The organism is Celeribacter indicus, from assembly GCF_000819565.1.
Classification (GTDB): Bacteria; Pseudomonadota; Alphaproteobacteria; order Rhodobacterales; family Rhodobacteraceae; genus Celeribacter; species Celeribacter indicus.
Window position 1 is genome coordinate 1 of record NZ_CP004395.1, and the last position, 16732, is coordinate 16732.

At 64.0% G+C, this 16732-nt stretch carries 14 protein-coding genes; 12 read left to right on the forward strand and 2 right to left on the reverse strand.

The features are described 5' to 3' along the window. The 4 genes from repA to P73_RS22820 all read left to right on the forward strand — a co-directional run bounded on the left by repA (position 1) and on the right by P73_RS22820 (position 5887). Positions 1–1194 carry a plasmid partitioning protein RepA gene (gene repA / locus P73_RS22805; RefSeq protein WP_043872230.1) on the forward strand — a complete coding sequence of 398 codons (1194 nt, stop codon included), beginning with the start codon at positions 1–3 and terminating at the stop codon, positions 1192–1194. Next, positions 1178–2110, forward strand: a complete 933-nt coding sequence (repB, locus tag P73_RS22810; RefSeq protein ID WP_043872231.1) for a plasmid partitioning protein RepB — start codon at positions 1178–1180, stop codon at positions 2108–2110. The genes repA and repB overlap by 17 nt, the downstream gene beginning before the upstream one ends. Positions 2111–2323: 213 nt before the next feature. Continuing rightward, positions 2324–3535, forward strand: a complete 1212-nt coding sequence (gene repC / locus P73_RS22815) for a plasmid replication protein RepC (protein WP_043872232.1) — start codon at positions 2324–2326, stop codon at positions 3533–3535. Positions 3536–3703: 168 nt separating this feature from the next. Continuing rightward, positions 3704–5887, forward strand: coding sequence for a ParB/RepB/Spo0J family partition protein (locus P73_RS22820; protein ID WP_043872233.1), 2184 nt, complete (start codon positions 3704–3706; stop codon positions 5885–5887). Positions 5888–6050: 163 nt separating this feature from the next. Here P73_RS22820 and P73_RS22825 read toward each other — a convergent pair whose 3' ends face one another. Then, a complete protein-coding gene (locus tag P73_RS22825) occupies positions 6051–7412 on the reverse strand; it encodes a sensor histidine kinase (RefSeq protein ID WP_043872234.1) in 1362 nt (453 codons plus the stop codon). Further along, complete coding sequence (locus P73_RS22830; protein WP_043872235.1) at positions 7409–8068, reverse strand: response regulator transcription factor; 660 nt, start codon at positions 8066–8068, stop codon at positions 7409–7411. The genes P73_RS22825 and P73_RS22830 overlap by 4 nt, the downstream gene beginning before the upstream one ends. A gap of 145 nt (positions 8069–8213) precedes the next feature. Here P73_RS22830 and P73_RS22835 point away from each other — a divergent pair, with 145 nt between their 5' ends. From P73_RS22835 to P73_RS22870, 8 genes are all read left to right on the forward strand, one after another. Further along, the gene (locus P73_RS22835; protein ID WP_043872236.1) at positions 8214–8531 is read left to right on the forward strand and encodes a PepSY domain-containing protein; all 318 of its coding nucleotides are present in this window, start codon (positions 8214–8216) and stop codon (positions 8529–8531) included. Continuing rightward, a complete protein-coding gene (locus tag P73_RS22840; RefSeq protein WP_043872237.1) occupies positions 8488–9873 on the forward strand; it encodes a ferredoxin reductase family protein in 1386 nt (461 codons plus the stop codon). Before P73_RS22835 ends, P73_RS22840 begins: the two co-directional genes overlap by 44 nt. A 180-nt stretch (positions 9874–10053) precedes the next feature. After that, positions 10054–10434 (forward strand): PepSY domain-containing protein, encoded by a 381-nt coding sequence (locus tag P73_RS22845; protein WP_009503876.1) that lies wholly within the window; start codon positions 10054–10056, stop codon positions 10432–10434. Positions 10435–10469: 35 nt separating this feature from the next. After that, positions 10470–10940, forward strand: a complete 471-nt coding sequence (locus P73_RS22850) for a DUF2271 domain-containing protein (protein WP_043872238.1) — start codon at positions 10470–10472, stop codon at positions 10938–10940. A gap of 11 nt (positions 10941–10951) precedes the next feature. Continuing rightward, complete coding sequence (locus tag P73_RS22855) at positions 10952–13159, forward strand: PepSY domain-containing protein (RefSeq protein WP_043872239.1); 2208 nt, start codon at positions 10952–10954, stop codon at positions 13157–13159. Continuing rightward, complete coding sequence (locus P73_RS22860; RefSeq protein ID WP_043872240.1) at positions 13140–14120, forward strand: FAD:protein FMN transferase; 981 nt, start codon at positions 13140–13142, stop codon at positions 14118–14120. Before P73_RS22855 ends, P73_RS22860 begins: the two co-directional genes overlap by 20 nt. 5 nt (positions 14121–14125) lie before the next feature. Continuing rightward, positions 14126–16033, forward strand: coding sequence for a heavy metal translocating P-type ATPase (locus tag P73_RS22865; RefSeq protein ID WP_043872241.1), 1908 nt, complete (start codon positions 14126–14128; stop codon positions 16031–16033). Then, positions 16030–16731, forward strand: a complete 702-nt coding sequence (locus tag P73_RS22870; protein WP_043872242.1) for a VIT1/CCC1 transporter family protein — start codon at positions 16030–16032, stop codon at positions 16729–16731. Before P73_RS22865 ends, P73_RS22870 begins: the two co-directional genes overlap by 4 nt. Position 16732: the final 1 nt, after the last annotated feature.

Sequence of the window (16732 nt, forward strand, 5' to 3'; positions counted from 1 at the left end):
ATGAGCGAAGCTGAGCAGGACCTGGACATTGCCATCGGGCACTACGCAGAGCTTCTTGCGTCCAATCTTCATGCGCAACGTGCTGCCCACTTCCCTCCCGACGCCAAAAAAGTCATGCGCAGCCTGACCAGCGGCGAGGCGGCCGAGTTGCTTGGCGTCGATCATACCTACCTTCGCAAGCTTCATCGAGAAGGAAAGATCGCTGACGTCGAAACCACTGCGGGCAGCCACCGGCGATATACCCTCGATGATATCTGGGAGATTCGCCACGCCCTTGAGGCAAACGCGAAGAAGCCTGGAACTTACGTTCCGGGACGTCGTGCCGGTGACGAGCTTCAGATTGTTTCTGTTGTGAACTTCAAGGGCGGGTCCGGGAAAACGACAACATCCGCTCACCTTGCACAGCGCCTGGCTCTCAAGGGATACCGTATCCTTGCGATCGATCTGGACCCCCAAGCATCCCTTTCCGCGCTGCATGGCATCCAGCCTGAGCTGGACCTGATGGAGGGTGGCACGCTGTATGATGCGGTTCGCTACGATGAACCGGTCCCGATCTCGGACGTGATCCGCAAGACCTACATCCGTGGTCTTGATCTGATTCCCGGGAACCTCGAGCTCATGGAATTCGAACATGAGACACCGGCAGCCATTCAGCGTGGCGGCGCCCGCGCATTCTTTGCCCGTGTGCGCGATGCGCTCGACAGTGTCGAAGCGGACTATGACGTCGTCGTCATCGACTGTCCGCCGCAGCTTGGTTTTTTAACCATGTCCGCCCTTTCAGCATCTTCAGGGGTGCTTGTTACCGTTCACCCGCAAATGCTCGATCTGATGTCCATGTCGCAGTTTCTGCGAATGACCGCTGATCTGCTTGGCGTCATCCGGGATGCTGGCGCAAACCTTCGCTTCGACTGGCTGCGCTTTCTGCCGACCCGCTACAAGGTGGGTGATGCCCCGCAGACCGAGGTCATTGCTTTCATCCGGGGTCTGTTCGGCAGGTCAGTCCTGACCAACCACATGGTTGAGTCGACTGCGATCTCTGATGCAGGGCTGACGAAGCAGACGCTCTACGAGGCCGACAAGAAGGACTTCACGCGTCAGACTTTCGATCGTGCAATCGAATCCATGAACGCCGTCAACGACGAGATCGCGGCGATCATCCAGAACACGTGGGGACGCAATGGCAAGAAAGCCTAAACTGGGACTGCCACTGCAGACCCTGCGCAACGCGCCCGACGCTCTTGAGGGGCGCAGGCTGCGCGGCGGCGTTTTCGAAATCGAGCCTGACCAAATCGAAACCACAGGTCGGCTCGATGACCGGCTGCAGATCGAGACTGAAGGCCTCAAGGCGTCAATTTCCAAGAACGGACAGCGAGTACCAATCCTCGTCCGGCCGCTTGAGGGTGATCGCTACAGCCTGATCTATGGCCGTCGTCGACTCGAAGCTTGTAGAGAACTTGGGATCAAGGTCCGCGCCATTGTCACAGAGATGGAGGGCGATCAGGCACTTCGTGATCAGCTGTTGGAGAACCAGGAGCGGCGGGATCTAAGCTTCATCGAACGAGCGCTTGTTGCCGCAGCCTTGCTCGACGGTGACCATCTGAGCGCATCCGAACGCACCAACAAGGGTGTCGCCGAGGTTCTCAATCTGACCGAGGCAGGAGTGTCGCAGCTGTTAAGCGTGGTCCGCACCGTTGGGGAGGACCTGGTCCTCGCCATCGGTGCCGCTCCGGGCATTGGTCGGCCCAGGTGGGAAGAGCTCAAGAAGTTGCTGGGGGCTACGGATGCCGATCGCGAACTGCTTGCAGCTTTGGCGGGTGAGGCCAAGACATCCTACCAAGGCGGTATTGACGAGAAATCCGATCATGCATTTTTGGCCGTCCTTTCTGCTGCAGGGAAGCCCGAACAGACCACATCCTCGTCTCGCCCTCGCGGGCGGCCCGGCACGGTGATTCCGGGGGTCGGTGCCGCCACTGTCACGACCGGACGTCGTGGAAAGCAACTCAAGCTCGAGTTGAAGGCTGAGGAGAGCGATTTTGTCAGCTGGCTTGAGGGCAACGCCCCGCAGCTGATCGCCGAGCTTCACGAGCGCTGGAAGCGTTCGGAAGACTGAGGAAGAGCAACAATCAAAAAGGAGGCACGAGACAGGCAGAAAAGAAAAAGGCCCCGAGAAGCAAGCTTCACGAGACCTTTCTTAGGTTTCGCACGGGACCAGCCCGCTACAAAACTTCAGTTTTCGCACCTCTGAATGTAGCGATCTGGCCCCTTTCCCGCAAGCGCAAAGCGATTCGCGGGCCAGGGAAATTTTGCCTTCGTGAATGACATCATGGATTACACACCGATTTCGCCGTTTATGCGGCCGATCTCGCACGCCCATCTGCGCGTGGTCGAGCGTCCCGAGGCGTCTGTTCCCGGCAAGCCCGTCAACAAGTGGGAGCTCCTCCGCGAGCTGTCCAAGGCACAGGCCGCCTTTGGGGTTTCCGAGCGCGATCTGACCATTCTTCAGGGACTTCTCAGCTTCTTTCCGGACGATGCACTCGGCGGCAACGCCGAAATGGTCGTCTTCCCATCCAACAAGGCGATCTGCGAGCGGCTGAACGGCATGCCTTGCTCGACGATGCGCCGTCACCTCGCCCGGTTGGTAGAGGCAGGCTTGCTCATGCGGCGCGATAGCCCCAATGGGAAGCGGTATGTGCGCAAGCGTGGTGAAGATCGCGTGGCCTTCGGCTTTGATCTCTCCCCGCTCTATTGCCGGGCCGAGGAAATTGCACGGGCTGCAGAGGCTGTGCGTGAGGCCGAGGACCGTGTGCGGCGACTGAGGGAGGTAGTGAGCCTTATGCGTCGCGACTTGGCCGCTCTGGCGGAGTTCGGCGAAGAGATCCAGCCCGGGCTTGGCCTATGGGACCAGCTCCGCGACAAGGCAGCCCTCACCGCCCGTGCTCTTCGCCGCAAACTCTCGCTTGAGGATCTGTCGGCATTTCGGACTGAACTGGAGACCCTTCTTGACCAGGCGCGTAATGTGATTGACGGTCCTGAAACAGAAGAAATGAACACCAATGATGCCCAATTTGAGCGTCACCATCATAATTCAAATAAAGAATCTATAGATCTTGAACCTGCCTTAGAAAAAGGCGGGGCGGCGGACGGCGCGCCTGATGATGATACGGGTGAGCCCGTGGCTGACCTTGAAGAGCCTGACACGAGGCGGGTGCCGAAAATCCCACTCCACCTGGTAATCACCGGCTGCCCGTCGCTCAAGACTTTCTATCAGGGCGACATTCGACACTGGCACCAACTTTTCGACGCGGCTTGTCATGTACGGCCGGCCATGGGGATCAGTGTTTCCGCTTGGGAAGAAGCGCAACGCTTCATGGGACCAGAGCAAGCCTCGATCGTCGTTGTGGCCATGTTGGAACGTTTCTCCGACATCAGATCACCGGGTGGATACTTGCGGGCGCTGACGTCCAAGGCCGCGGCGGGCGAATTCTCTTGCGGTCCGATGGTCATGGCTTTGATCGGTCGGCGAAGTGCGGCTTAACAGCTGTTAAGTTTCAACGCCGCGGTGCTCAGTTGGCATGACTTAACAGCTGTTAAGTCGCCTCTTGGCAACCATACGATCATCGAGAGGGAAAGGGGTGTTGGTTTGAGGGTGACGGGAAGTGAGATCGGGAGAGTGGCTTCCGGCGCCCGTCGTGGAGAATATCTGATGACCAAAGCTGTCCAGAAAATCACCCTGTCCCCTTCGCGGGATATCCCTTTCGACAAGCTGGTGCTGAGCCAGTCCAATGTGCGGCACATCAAGGCTGGCGTGTCTGTCGAGGAACTGGCCGAAGACATCGCTCGCCGCGGTCTGTTGCAGAGCCTAAGCGTGCGGCCCGTCTTGGCTGACGATGGGACCGAGACCGGCAAGTTCGAGATCCCGGCCGGTGGGCGGCGGTTCCAAGCGTTGTCCCTGCTGGTGAAGCAGAAGCGTTTGGCAAAGACGACACCCATTCCCTGCATCGTGCGGGATGCAGCGTCCGACATCCTCGCCGAGGACGATTCCCTTGCAGAAAACATGCAGCGCGTCGCCCTGCACCCGCTCGACCAGTTCCGCGCGTTTGTGGCCCTGCGGGACAAGGGTCAGAGCGATGCAGAGATTGCTGCCGCCTTCTTCGTGACGCCGCAGATCGTGAAGCAGCGCCTCAAACTTGCCTCCGTCGCCCCTGCCCTGCTTGAGGTCTATGCCGAGGATGGCATGACGCTGGAGCAGCTCATGGCCTTCACCGTGAACCCCGATCACGCGCGTCAGGTTCAGGTCTGGGATGTGATCCATTCATCCTGGAACAAGGAGCCATTCCAGATCCGGCGCATGCTGACCGAGACCTCGGTCCGGGCGTCCGACCGACGCGCGGTCTTTGTGGGTGTTGAGGCCTACGAAGCGGCGGGCGGCACGATGTTGCATGACCTCTTTCAGGGCGATGACGGTGGCTGGCTCGAGGACCCTGCCCTGCTCGATCGGCTGGTGACGGAAAAACTCCAGGCCAAGGCTGAGACGGTTGCCGTTGAGGGCTGGAAGTGGATCGAGGTCGCGCTTGACCTGCCCTACGGCTACAGCCACGGCCTGCGGTCCCTGTCAGGTGATCCGGCACCGATGACGGATGACGAAGGCGCGGCCCATGCCAAGCTGCTCGCCGAATACCGGGCGCTGGAAGAGGAATACGCGGGTCAGGATGAAATCCCCGACGGGATCGACACGCGGCTTGGCGTGTTGGAAACGGAGATGGAAAAGATCGAGACCCGGCCGTTGATCTTCCACGCGGAGGAGATCGGGCGGGCAGGGGCGTTCGTCACGCTCGACCGCTACGGCGCGCTGGCAGTCTATCGCGGCTATGTGCGTCCAGAGGATGAGCCCGTTGAGGAGACCGCGGTCCAGGACGGTACTGATCCTGCGGTGGCGGGGCAGGGGGATTATCGTGATCTCACCGATGGCCATGGCAGTGCCGCTCATGGCGGAACCGTCATCATGTCGGGTGGCCAGCCGATCGGAGCTGACTTGCCGGATGATGAGGATGACGGAGCGCTGAAGCCACTGCCCGAGCGGTTGGTCATGGAGTTGACGGCCCACCGGACGCTGGCGCTGCGTGAAGCGATCGGGCGCTCGCCGGATGTCGCGTTGACGCTGCTGCTGCTGAAGCTGGTGACGGACACCTTCCGCACCTCCTCTGCTTCGGGAAGCTGTCTCGAGGCATCCGTGCGTCCGGTCTACATGTCGGCGCAGGCGCCCAATCTGACGGACAGCGTGGTGGCAAAGCTGGTCGACGAGCGTCACGCTGAATGGGAAGCCGATCTGCCGCTTGGCGACGATGCAGCGCTCTGGGACTATCTGACGGTCCTCGACCAGGGCAGTCGGCTGGCCTTGCTGGCGCATTGCCTCAGCTTCGGCGTCAACGCGCTGCATGAAAAGGTGAACCCCTACGGGGCAGGCATCTCTGCTGGCGGTCTGACCCGGCGTATGGCGCATTCCGATCTCGTGGCACAGGCAGTCGATCTCGATATGGTCGAGGCAGGCTGGGAGCCGACGGTCGACACCTATCTCAACCGCGTGCCCAAGACCCGGATCCTCGAGGCCGTACGTGAGGCCAAGGGGGAGGGGACTGCCCAACTCCTCGATCACCTGAAGAAAGGCGAGATGGCCAGTGAGGCCGAGCGCTTGCTGAAGGGCAGCGGCTGGTTGCCCGAGGTCCTGCGCCGTGTCGATCTCGTGGCGCTGGACGATGAGGACCATGCCGAAGGGCAGGGGCCGGATGTCGATGCCGAAATGGCCGACAGCGTCAGTGAGGCTGACCTTCCTGCATTCCTGACGGATGACTTGCCTGTTGAAAGCGCGTCGATGCTGGCCGCAGAGTAACGTGTTCCAACAGGGGGGCGGGCATTCCGCCCCCAATCACCCTATAATATAACAATATCAATAAGATGAGTGCGATTACTCACATTCGGAATGAGGAATCATGTCTGCTACAACCATCATCGACACCGCGCCCTTCGGGGCGCTGCGACGTGAGACTTCAAGGTCAGTGCTCCCGATCTTTCACATGGGCATTTGGAGCATCAGTTGGCAATCTGACGGATGCCTGAAATCCAGAAGTTTCACCGGGACGTGGTGACTGGAGCAAGAGAGAGGTTTCGATCCGTTCTGCGATTGCTGCAACGATAGCGAGGCCAAGCCCGCTACCATCAGTTTTTGCATCTGCCCTCTCGAAGCGCCCTGTCAGGCGTTCGAGTGTTTCGGTTGCTACCGCGGGGCCCTCGTTCGCCACGATCAACTGCCCGTCGCTCGTGAGTGTAACCTCGACTGGGGCATTCTGCGCCCCGTGGCGTAGGGCGTTTTCCACCAGATTCCGGCACAGAATTCCCAATGCGTCGGGGTCGATATCAGACAAGACAGGCGTGTCCGGCAAGTTCAACATAAGGCGCCCGTTCTCTGTGCTGCGCGCAATATCTTCCACCACGACCCGAGTGATGGTTCTGACATCAGAGCTCTGGTCCATCCGAAGTCTACCGCCTTCGGCCCGCGCAAGCTGCAGGAGACGCTCGGACAGCCGAGTGAGACGCTTGAGCGTCGCCTCGATCTCGGCGGCGCGCGCGTCGATGGTCGGATCTTTGGTCTCTGACCGCAGTCGCTGCGCCTGGGCGATAGCGCCCGCCAATGGTGTCCTTAGTTCATGAGCCGCATTGGCTGCAAAACTTCGCTCAGCCTCGAACGCGTCGCGCAGCCGAGCCAAAAGGCTGTTCAAGGTTGCGGCCAGCGGGCCGATTTCCGTCGGCAGGTCGGCCGCGGGTACTTCTGACAGGTCGCGCACGCCGCGCGCTTCAAGCCGCGTACGGAACCGATGGAGAGGGGCGAGGCTGAAGCGCACAGCGAGAATAATCGACGCGAGCGCCAACGGCAGCACAACCAGCAGCGGCAGGCCGAGGCCCATCTGGATTTCCCGAGCAACCGAAGCGCGATGCGCCAACGGTTCGGCCACGGTGATGCTGATCGTCCCCTGGAGCACCGCGTCGCTGTAGAGGCGATGTGTGGCGTTCTGCCCAAATCCCGGACCATCGTATGGAGGGAACACGGCAGGGTCCGCCGCATGGGATTGCAGCAAAATGCGTCCCTCGGCATCGCGTACGATGTAGGTGAAGAACTCGTCATGCTCACGGATCGGCGCGAGACGCTGCGTCATACCCTGATCTTCCCGCCCGACGATGTCGGTCACGGCCAGCGGCAGGATGCGCTCGGCGGTTTCGCGCAGGGCGCTGTCGAAGACCTCATCCATCTCGCCCCGAACGATCACCGCGGTAACCGTGGCGGCGGCGAGCCAGAGAATCGTCAGCACAAGGCCGAGTGACAAGCCGAGCCGTACCTGAAGGCTGGATGGCCACATCATGGCTTGCCCAGCCGGTAACCCATGCCGCGCTCGGTCTCGATGATGGCGCTCCCCAGTTTCTTGCGCAGGCGGCTTACGTGCACCTCGATGGTGTTGCTCTCGACTTCGGCGTCGAAAGCGTAGAGCTTCTCCTCCAACTGCGCCTTGGATAGGAGCTGCCCGGGACGCGCCAGGAAGGCCTCGAAGAGCGCCCATTCCCGCGCCGTCAGCGGCACATGTCTGCCATCCCGATGGACGCTGCGCGCGGCAAGGTCGATGTCGAGCGGTCCGTGGGTCAGGATCGGGTTGGGGTTGCCGCTGTAGCGCCGCGCGACCGATCCGATCCGTGCCGACAGTTCCGACAGGTCGAAGGGCTTCACAAGATAGTCGTCAGCGCCCGCATTGAGCCCTTCGATCCTATCGGACACCTGGTCGAGCGCCGTCAGGATGATGACCGGCGTCACGTCTCCACGCGTCCTGAGGCCCTTGAGGAACCCGATACCACGTCCGTCTGGCAGCATGAGGTCGAGCAGGAGCAGGTCGTAGGAGGTTGTGCTCATCGCGTCTGCCGCCGCGTCTAGCCGCGTGACCCAGTCTACTGACTGGCCATCAGCTGCGATCTGGTCGCGCACGGCAGCGCCAAGAGTCGTGTCGTCCTCGATCAGCAATATGCGCATGGTCGTACCCGTCCTTTCCTGATGTCCCTCCATGATCCGTCTGGCTGACACGAAGCTGAAGCTTGTGGGTCGAGCCCCTTCAGGCTGCCGTCAGCTTCGCGGCGCATGAATGGCATCAAGAGGCGAGCCACTAGGAGTGTGCCCCATGAAGAAGACATTGACAATTATCGGCTTTCTCGCGGTCTTTCCGGTCGGCGCGGCGCTGGCTGACGACGATTGCTTCGTGCCGATGGCCGACTGGCAGCCGCGCGATGCTGTTGCCATGCTGGCCGAAGAAAATGGTTGGACGGTGCGCCGGATCAAGATTGATGACGGCTGCTACGAGATCGACGGGAGGGATGCCGAGGGGCGTGCGATCGAGGTGACTGTCCACCCGGCCACGCTGGAGGTAATCGAGTTCGAATACGAGGACGACGAGGATGATCGCCGCGAGCGGGATCACGAGAGACGCGACGATGACTGATGCAGCGCGTCGCGACGGTAATGTCCCGGTGCCGGGCTTTCCGTCACTCCACCGGCTTTCCCTCAACTCTCCTCTAGCCCTGACGGGCCCGGTTCTGGTGGCGCTGCCATGCCTGCTGGCGGCACTGCTCGGGTTCAACACCTATGCGCCTTATGGCGCGGATGCAGCACTTGGCATTGCCGTCGGGGCGGCGGCAGTTGTCGCGATGGCACAGACCCTGATCCTCGCCGCACGGCCGCCACTAGTGGAACCATTGTTCGGCGGTCTCGATCGCATGTACCGGGTCCACAAGTGGCTCGGCATTTCCGCAATGGTCCTGATGATCCTGCACCAGCAGATCGAGCCGGATTTCGAGCGTATGGTGCGTGAAACCTCCCTTGGAGAACTTGGTGAAGAGGCGGGCGAACTTGCCTTCAATGCGCTTCTCGCCCTGGTTGCTGTCAGCTGGTTCCGGAGATTGCCCTTCATCGGGCTGGAAATCCCCTATCAGATCTGGCGGTTCAGCCATCGTTTCATGGGGGCCCTTTTTGCAATCGTGGTCTTTCACCAGTTCTTCGTCGACATGCCGACAGAGGTAGATCCATCGCTCTCGGTGCTTCTGAACACATTCGGCATCGCCGGAGTGATCGCGTGGATATTCACCGAGCTGGTCGCCCCATACCTGCGGCGTAGAGAATTCACCGTCACAGAGATCAGCCAGACCAAGGACACCACCACGCTAACCCTCCGCGCCGAGAGGCGGGCCATGCGGTGGCGGCCGGGGCAATTCGCCTTCTTCCGCGCGCCAGAGGCAGGACTGTCCGAGCCGCACCCCTTCACGATCGCCAGCGCCCCGCGCCCTGACGGCACCCTGACGTTCTCCATCCGGGGGTTGGGTTGCTGGACACGAAGCCTGCCCGCCATCTTGCGGACCGGAACGCGCGTGCAGGTCGAAGGGCCATATGGACGGTTCAATTTCCGCAAGGGCGGTGCGCGCCAAATATGGCTTGCCGGCGGCATCGGTATCACGCCGTTCCTCGCCTGGGCGGAAAGCCTGACAGAGGCGGAGAGTCGCGACATTCACCTCATCTACTGCGTTCCGACACAAGAAGAGGCGATTGGGGTAGAGACGCTGCGCGCTGCGGCTGCCCGCAACCCGAGGTTCAGTTTCGAGGTGGTCGTCACGACGCGCGATGGCAGGCTCACGGCCGAGCGCCTGATTGGCGCGGTCCCTTTCGCGATCCGGCAAGCCGATCTGTGGTTCTGCGGCCCAACCGGTCTGAAGGACGGGGTTCTCAAGGGCTTGAAAGCACAAGGCCAAACGCCTCGCCGTGTCCGCTTCGAGCTGTTCGAATTCGCCTGAACGCGGGGCAGGGCGCATAGCCATGCCAGCCCTGTAGCCTGCGCTCGCATCTTTTTGGCCCCGCCATCATCGGCGGGGCCATTTTCCTGACGGCAAGCTGAAGCAGGAATCGCTGGGGCGTCAGGATGCCCTCAGGTCGGGGTGCCAGATTGGTCTCATCAAACGAAAGGACCCCTTGCCATGAAAAAGACCCTGACCGCCCTTGCCCTGATCGCACTCTTGCCCGCCGGCGCTGCGCTGGCCGACGACGATGATTGCAATGCGCCCCGTGACCAGTGGCAGCCGCGCGAGGCCGCCATGCAGATGGCCGAACAGAACGGTTGGACGGTGCGCGACTTCGAGATCGACGACGGCTGCTACGAAATCGAAGGCCGAGACCAGGATGGCCGCGAGATCGAGGTGAAGCTCGATCCGGCGACGCTGCAGATCGTCGAGATGGACTACGAGGATGATGACGACGACCGCGGTGGCGCCCGCAATCCCGCGCCCGCTGGAACGGTCGCTCCTCCGCAGAACGGCCTCTTCGGAAACGGCGCCCCTCCGCAGGTTCAGGTGAACTGAACAGCTCCGAAGCACCCTGAACAAGGATCATTCCCATGAAATCACTTCTCGCAACGCTCGCGCTTACCACCGCACTCACGCTTCCCGGCCTCGCTATGGCACGGCCCGTGACGCTCACAACCACCCTTAACAACTATGGTGGCGACGGCGCTTACCTCGCGCTTTACGTTACCGACGCCTCGGGCGCCTATGTCGGCAGTCTCTGGATGGCTGGTGGCAAGTCCAAGTACTACGAGCATCTGAGCGACTGGTACCGTGCCACGGGCGGCGATACCGCGCAGGTAAACGGTATCACCGGCGCCAGCGTCGGCGCGGGCCGCAGTCTCGAGATCACGCTCGATCTGGCCGACGCGCTGTTCGATACGGGCTACACGCTGCACATCGACGCGGCGGTCGAGGATATGCGCGACAGCCCGAACGAGGTGGCCGTGCCGCTGACGACGGCGGGCGCGGGCACGCCGGTGAGCGGGCGGCGCTACATCTCCAACTTCTCCTACGACATGTGAGGGGCAGGGCCATGATCCGTACACTCCATCGCTGGCCGGGTCTTCTGGCACTCGCGCTCGTCACGATCCTGAGCCTGAGCGGCGCCGCGCTCTCGGTCTTTCCGACAGTCGAGCGCATCACCGCGCCGCAGGTGGAGACTGGCCTGACAGTCGCCACCCTCGCGGACCGCATCCAGGTCGTCTATCCGGGCGTCGAGCAGATCCGGCGGTCGCCCTCCGGTCGGATCACCGCCTATTGGTTCGATCAGGGCGCGCCGGGTGCTGCCGTGATCGACCCGGCGACGGGCGCGGGCGTGGCCTCGGCCGACCCGAACCAGGCCCTTCGCTGGCTCACCAACTTTCATCGCTCGCTCTTCCTCGGGGATGGCGGGCGCATCGCCATGGCCGCCGGGGCCGCGGCGATGCTGGTCCTCTCGCTCTCGGGTGCTATGCTGGTCGCGCGACGGGCGGGCGGATGGCGGCACTGGTTCGCGTCCTTGCGCGGTCCGTTCGCGGGCAGGCTGCATGTCGAGATCGCCCGGATCGCCGTCATCGGCCTCGTTCTGTCCTCCACCACCGCCCTCTGGATGACAGCCTCCACCTTCGATCTTCTGCCGGACGGTAGCGTCCTGCCGGCTGATCCCACCGAAGTGAGCGGAGAAATTGGGTTCGCTCTCGATCAGATGGCCACGCTGCTGCAGACCCCCGTCGCCGAGCTGCGCGAACTGAGCTTTCCCTATCCCGGCGACGCGACGGACGTGTTCACACTGAAGACCGACTGGGGCACCGGCTATCTTGACCAGGGAACCGGCGCGCTCGTGGCATGGGCCGACCTGACCGGGTGGGAGCGCGTCTCGGAAACCATTTACATGCTGCACACGGGGCAGGGGGCCGCGACGCTCGGCCTTGTGCTCGGGATGATGGCGCTCGGAGTGCCGGCGATGGGCGTTACCGGCGTCTTGATCTGGCTTGCCGGGCGGCGCGGGCGGCCGCGCATCCGGGGCAACCAGCCCGCGGGCCGTGCCGAGACGATCATTCTTGTCGGCAGCGAGGGTGGCAGCACCTGGGGCTTCGCCGCGACCCTGCATGCCGCGCTGACGGCAGCGGGGCAGGGCGTCCATGTTGGCCCGATGTCGGGCTTCGCGCCAGAGCGCTACGCCCGTGCCGAGCGCATCATCCTGCTCGCCGCGACCTATGGCGATGGTGCCGCTCCGGCCTCGGCGAAGGGCTTTCTCGACCGGCTGAACGCCACAGACCGAGCGCCCGACTTTCCGATTGCCGTTCTCGGCTTCGGCGACCGGAGTTTTCCGGCCTATTGCGCTTTCGCCAAGGACGTCACGGCAGCGGCAAAGGCGAAAGGTTGGCCCGAGCTTCTGCCGCTCGACACGATCGACCGGCAATCGCCACAGGATTTCGCGCGCTGGGGCCGCGCGCTTGGCGAGATGCTTGGCATACCCCTTGACCTTGCGCACCAACCCGTCTTGCCGCGCACCGAACAATTGACCCTCGTCTCGCGGCGCAACTACGGGGCTGAGATGCAGGCGGGGGCCGCGATCCTGCGCTTTGCCCTGCCGAGCGCAACGCCGTGGCAGCGGCTGACGGGCGCGGGCTTCGCACGGTTCCAGGCGGGCGACCTGATCGGCGTCCTGCCGCAGGGCAGCGCCGTGCCACGTCTCTACTCGCTTGCCTCGGGCCGGCGCGACGGGTTCGTCGAGATCGTGGTGCGCAAGCATCCGGGCGGTCTGGCCTCGGGCCAGCTGACCGCGCTGGAACCGGGCGATACGGTCCGGGCCTTCCTGCGCCGCAATCCCGGCTTTCACGCCGACCGCGGTCGCACCCCGCTGATCCTGATCGGGGCGGGCACCGGCATCGGGCCGCTGGCGGGCTTCATCCGCGGCAATGCGCGGCACAGGCCCGTGCACCTGTTTTTCGGGATGCGGCATGCGGACAGCGATTTCTTCTATGGCGAAGAGATGCCCGGCTGGCAGGCTGAGGGGCGGTTGACCCGGCTTGTCACCGCCGTCTCGCGCGGCGCGCGGCGCAGTTATGTGCAGGACGCCTTGCGCGCCGACGCGGCGCAGGTGGCCCGGCTTATCTGCGACGGGGCGCGTGTGATGGTCTGCGGCGGGCGCGACATGGCCACGGGCGTGAGCGATGCGTTGGCCGAGATCCTCGCACCTGCCGGGCTTACGCCCGCAGTCCTAAAGGCAGAGGGGCGGTATGTCGAAGATGTCTACTGAGCGCGCGCGCATCGCCCTGAACGGCCCCACCATGGGCACGCGCTGGTCGGCGCTGTTCTTCGCGGATCGGGGCCGCGACACGGATGCAATCCGTGCCGCCCTTCAGGCGGCTGTCGACGAGGTGGACAAGCAGATGTCGACGTGGAACGCGGAGAGCGCGCTCATGCGGATCAATGCGGCGCCGGTGGACGATTGGGTGGTGGTGCCGGAGCAACTGCGGGCGGTCCTGCGCCTCGGGCTCGAGATCGGGCGCGCCTCGGGCGGGGCCTTCGATATCGGCATGGGCGATGCGGTGACGGCCTGGGGTTTCGGGCCCGGGGCCGCCGCGCCCGAGGGTATCCGCGCCGTGATGGACGCCCCCCGCCGCCCGGCGCAGGAGGTGCTGGAGATCGAGGGGATGCAGTTGCGCAAGACCGCGCCCATTGCGCTGGATTTGAACGGCATCGCCAAGGGCTATGGCGTCGACCGGCTCGCCGAGACCTTGCGCGATCATGGGATTGCCGACGCCCTTGTCGGCATCGACGGTGAGATGCGTGCCATGGGCCTGCGCCCCGATGGCGAGGCATGGATCATCGCGGTAGAAGCGCCGGACCCTGATCGCCGGACGCCGCATTCGGTTCTGGCGCTGCAGGACGCCGCCGTGGCGACCTCCGGTGACTACCGCCATTGGGTCGAGGTTCAGGGGCGCCGCCTGTCGCATACCATGGATCCGAGACGTGGCGCGCCGCTGATCGCCTCGCCGGCCTCCGTCACCGTGGTGGCCCGCACCTGTGCCGAGGCCGATGCTTGGGCGACGGCGCTCATGGTGCTCGGTGCGGAGAGGGGTGCGGACCTCGCGAGACAACGTGGACTCGACGCCCTGTTTCTTCTGTGCGATGATGAAGGCAATGCAATGGGCGTGGGAGTCGGGCGTCTTTTTTCCGAAGAACCAGCGGCAATCGCCTCAGCCGGGGGAAGATGAGCCGCATGGAACAGACCCGTACCGATCGCTTCAAGACCGCACTCCTGCTGATGGCCGCAACCGGGCTGATCGTGGGACTCGCATTCTACCTTGCGGGCCAACCAGAGATCGCGAACCTGATCTGGATTGCAGGAGTTGTTCCCGCGCTCGCAGCGCTTGTGGTCGAAATCGTCCGGAGCATTGGGCGCGGCGAGGTGGGCCTCGATATCGTCGCCGCGCTCTCCATGACCGCGGCGCTCGTCTTCGGCGAGACGCTCGCAGCGGCGGTCGTTGCGGTGATGTATTCGGGCGGCACCTTCCTCGAAGCCTTCGCAGAGGGCCGCGCCCGTCGGTCGATGCAGGACCTCCTGTCCCGCGTGCCCCGGACCGCGACCCGGCACTGCAACGGTGCGCTGGAGGAGGTGCCGCTCGACGAACTCGCCCCCGGTGATCGCCTGCTGATCCGGCAGGGCGACGTGGTGCCGGTAGACGGCACAGTGGCCTCCGACACGGCCTTCCTCGACACCTCGGCGCTGACCGGCGAGTCCCTGCCAGTCCGGCTGGCGCGCGGGGCCGACGCCATGAGCGGCTCGACCAATGCGGGCGAGGCCTTCGACCTGACGGCGACGCGCGAAGCCAAGGACAGCACCTATGCCGGGATCGTTCGCCTGGTGGAGGAGGCGCAGGCCTCCAAAGCGCCGATGTCCCGGCTGGCCGACCGCTGGTCGCTGGGCTTTCTGGTCGTCACCGTCAGTATCGCCTTCGTGGCGTGGTGGTTCACCGGTGATCCGATCCGCGCGGTTGCCGTTCTGGTCGTCGCCACGCCCTGTCCGCTGATCCTCGCCGTGCCGGTCGCACTGGTCGCCGGCCTGTCGCGTGCGGCGCATTTTGGCGTGCTGATCAAGGGCGCAGGGCCGCTCGAGACGATGGCGCGGATCCGCACGCTGATCCTCGACAAAACGGGGACGCTGACGGATGGCCGTCCACAGATCGTCTCGATCGACAGCCACGATGGCATGACCGAGGACGACATCCTCCGCCTCGCCGCCGCGCTCGATCAGGCATCGAAACACCCCGTGGCGCAGGCCATCGTCGCTGCCGCAAAGGCGCGGGGCCTTGCGCTGCCCGTGCCGGCCGAGGTCGCCGAGTTTCCCGGCGAAGGGGTCGTGGGCGATGTCGAGGGCCGCAGCGTGATCGTCGGGGGCGACGGTTTTGTGGCTTCCCGGGTCGGGCGACCGGGGGGCGATCACCCCGCCAAGGGCGCCGGATCGGTCTTGGTCGCTGTTGCGGTCGATGGCCGAATGGCCGGGCATCTGGTGATGTCAGATCCTCTGCGCGAGGGCGCGAGCGCCATGCTGGAAGGTCTCCGCCGCCAAGGCATCTCGCGCATTCTGCTCGCCACCGGCGACCGCGCGGACGTGGCCGAGCGCGTGACCGAGGGGCTGGGCCTCGACGGGCTGCGGGCCGGTCTGACGCCGGATCAAAAGGTGTTACTGGTGCTTTCCGAGCGTAAACACGGGCCGGTGATGATGGTGGGTGATGGTGTCAACGACGCGCCCGCCCTGGCCGCAGCCGATGTAGGCGTGGCAATGGGGGCACGGGGCGCCGCGGCCTCGGCCGAGGCGGCGGACGTGGTGCTGCTCGTCGACCGGATCGACCGGCTTGGGCCCGGGATCGAGATCGCGCGGGCGTCGCGCCGGATCGCTGTCGAAAGCGTGGTCGCGGGTATCGGTCTGTCGGTTCTCGGCATGATTGCCGCCGCTTTCGGGTATCTCACCCCGGTGCAGGGGGCGCTTCTGCAAGAGGTCATCGACGTCGCTGTTATCCTGAACGCCCTGCGCGCGCTGCGCATCGCGCCACAGGAGCCAGCTACGGGCAAACCACAGGCCATCATGTCAGAGCAAGCTGACATCGTTCAAGGAGCCACGCCATGAGCCGTCTATCACATTCTGAAATCCATATGGTGCATCGCATCGGCTGGCTGCGGGCCGCCGTTCTCGGGGCCAATGATGGTCTTGTCTCGACTGCGAGCCTCGTCGTCGGCGTCGCGGCCGCAGGCTCCGGCAAGCCCGAGGTCATGATCGCCGGGCTGGCCGGGCTTATGGCTGGCGCGATGTCCATGGCGGCGGGGGAGTATGTCTCGGTCAGCTCGCAAACTGACGCCGAACAGGCGGACCTCGCCCGAGAGAGCCGTGAGCTCGAGGAAACGCCCGAGGCCGAGCTCGAGGAACTAACCCGGATTTATGTTGAAAGGGGGCTGGACCGCGACCTGGCGGAAAAGGTTGCCGTGCAACTGACTGAACGTGACGCGCTCGGATCGCATGCGCGCGACGAACTTGGCATTTCGGAAACCGTTGCCGCCCGCCCTATTCAGGCCGCTCTGGTGTCCGCACTGACCTTCGCCGTTGGGGCGGTGCTGCCCCTGATCGTCGTAATGCTGGTCCCGGAGGCGCAGATCGCTCCCCTGGTGGCGGGATCGACGATCCTTGGCCTTGCGGTTCTTGGCGGATTGGGTGCTTCCGCCGGCGGCGCAGGCATCGTTCGTGGGGCCGCAAGGGTCACGCTATGGGGCGCGCTTGCCATGGCCGCGACAGCCGGGGTCGGTGCGCTGTTCGGGGTCGCCGTAGGCTAGA